This window comes from Bacillus sp. JJ1521, assembly GCF_036965165.1.
Lineage (GTDB): Bacteria > Bacillota > Bacilli > Bacillales > Bacillaceae_L > Ferdinandcohnia.
The window spans coordinates 1-1,747 of record NZ_JBALOX010000010.1; the positions used below are offsets into that span (position 1 = coordinate 1).

General features: G+C 38.6%; 3 protein-coding genes. All 3 read right to left on the minus strand.

Annotation, left to right across the window (positions count from 1 at the left end; all coding sequences use genetic code 11):
• Positions 1-38: 38 nt before the first annotated feature.
• From V7147_RS01890 to thpR, 3 genes are read right to left on the minus strand one after another with little or no spacing between them, the layout of a single operon-like run.
• On the minus strand, positions 39-725 hold the full coding sequence (locus V7147_RS01890; protein ID WP_335366163.1) for an LrgB family protein: 687 nt from the start codon (positions 723-725) through the stop codon (positions 39-41).
• The gene (locus V7147_RS01895) at positions 722-1,111 is read right to left on the minus strand and encodes a CidA/LrgA family protein (RefSeq protein WP_335366164.1); all 390 of its coding nucleotides are present in this window, start codon (positions 1,109-1,111) and stop codon (positions 722-724) included. The genes V7147_RS01890 and V7147_RS01895 overlap by 4 nt, the downstream gene beginning before the upstream one ends.
• 15 nt (positions 1,112-1,126) lie before the next feature.
• Complete coding sequence (gene thpR, locus V7147_RS01900) at positions 1,127-1,696, minus strand: RNA 2',3'-cyclic phosphodiesterase (protein WP_335366165.1); 570 nt, start codon at positions 1,694-1,696, stop codon at positions 1,127-1,129.
• Between the last annotated feature and the right edge of the window lie 51 nt (positions 1,697-1,747).

Consider the following 1,747-nt stretch of genomic DNA (forward strand, 5'->3'; position numbering starts at 1 on the left):
TGACCTCGTGCCGATGGCTCCTGGTGCTAGACATAATCCTATAGAAAAAGAGAAACCAATAATGGCAAGATGATAGACGTATATACAGCGCTTAAGATCATTGCAATCGAACTAATTGCTCCTTCGTTTGTGCCAATTTCCAATGCCCTTGATGTTCCAATTCCATGTGATGCGGTCCCAAACCCTAAACCAACTCCTACAAAATGATTGACCTTCACCATTTTTAAGAGTAATGGACCAAACATGGCACCTGATATTCCAGCGATCATGACGTATACTGCTGCAAGTGATGGCACTCCACCTGTTACACTTGCAATATCCATGGCAACAGGTGTCGTAACAGATTTTGGAGCCATGGAATGGATAATTTCTGGATCAATTCCTAATACTTTTGAAAAATAAATCCCTGTTGCAATTCCCGTCGTTGAACCAATAAAGACACCTATTATAATGGGCATGAAAAATTCTTTTAGAGATTTGCGATTTTGATATAAGGGATAGGCCAATGCCACAACGGCAGGACCAAGTAGCTCATCAATCCATTTTCCACCCAACATATAAGTTTCATATGGAATAGAGAAAATAAGTAAGAAGATAAGGGTTACAAAGGTAGTCGTTGCAATGGGTACAAGTAATGGGTGAGTATTTCGTTTATACAGCCTTGTCATCGATAGGAAAATAACAATCGTAAAAACGATTGAAGCAATTGCGAAAGCCAAATTCATGCCCCGTAATCCTCCCCAATATTCTTGCTTTGCTTTTTCCTAGTCGCCATTTTTTCACCGACAACACTTGAGATTAGCATAACTAAAAATGTGCTCAACAACACAATAGCTACCGTTATAATGCCTTTCCCATTAAAAAAGGATAAGTAATCCATGATTCCGACAGTTGCTGGCACAAAAAGAAGCGCCAAATAGGTGAGTAAAAATTGTGCTCCGTCCCCAAGCCATTTTTCTTTAATTACCTTTGTTTGCAACAATATGAACAACAATATCATCCCAATAATACTTCCGGGAATAGACGTATGTAAAAGCCCTTTTATCAACGTTCCTAACCAATAGATTAAATATAAAATGGCGACTTGAATTCCAATCTTAACATATCTCATTGAATATTCCCCTTTTTAACTCAATGAAAAAATAGATAATGGCTGATACTTTGGCGTTCGGTTCAGGTGGGTTTGGTATAACACAAAATGCTCCGCTTTTATGATTGATTTATCTTCTTTGGGTTGTACAATTCCCTTTAGCTGTGTTGGTAAAAATGGATTTTCTGAATTCCATTTTCTCGCCATTGTAATATGCGGGGTAAATGTCCGCTTATCGATGGAAAAGCCCAAATCTGTACATGCTTCATAAACATCTCTTTGCAGTACACGTAAAAACTGGCTTTCCTCTACCCCCGCCCATAAGATTCGTGGCGAATCTGATTTTCCAAAGATGCCTAATCCATTTAATTGAAGAGTAAAGTTTTCGTGTTTTTTAGCAATTTCGGGCATTTCTTTTTTGATTGCCGTTAGCTGTTTAAATGATGCCTGCCCTCCCAAAAAAGCAAGCGTTATATGTAAATCCTCTGGGTGGACCCAAGACTTAAAGAGCAGCCTTGTTTCAAGCATTTCCCGCCATTTGTATAATAACTCTTTTGTCTCTGATGGAAGTGCCAGTGCAAGAAAATAATGGGTTTGATGCTCCATTTGAAGACCCTCTTTTTAACATGATTTATTTTATCCCGCATTAACTGGCAG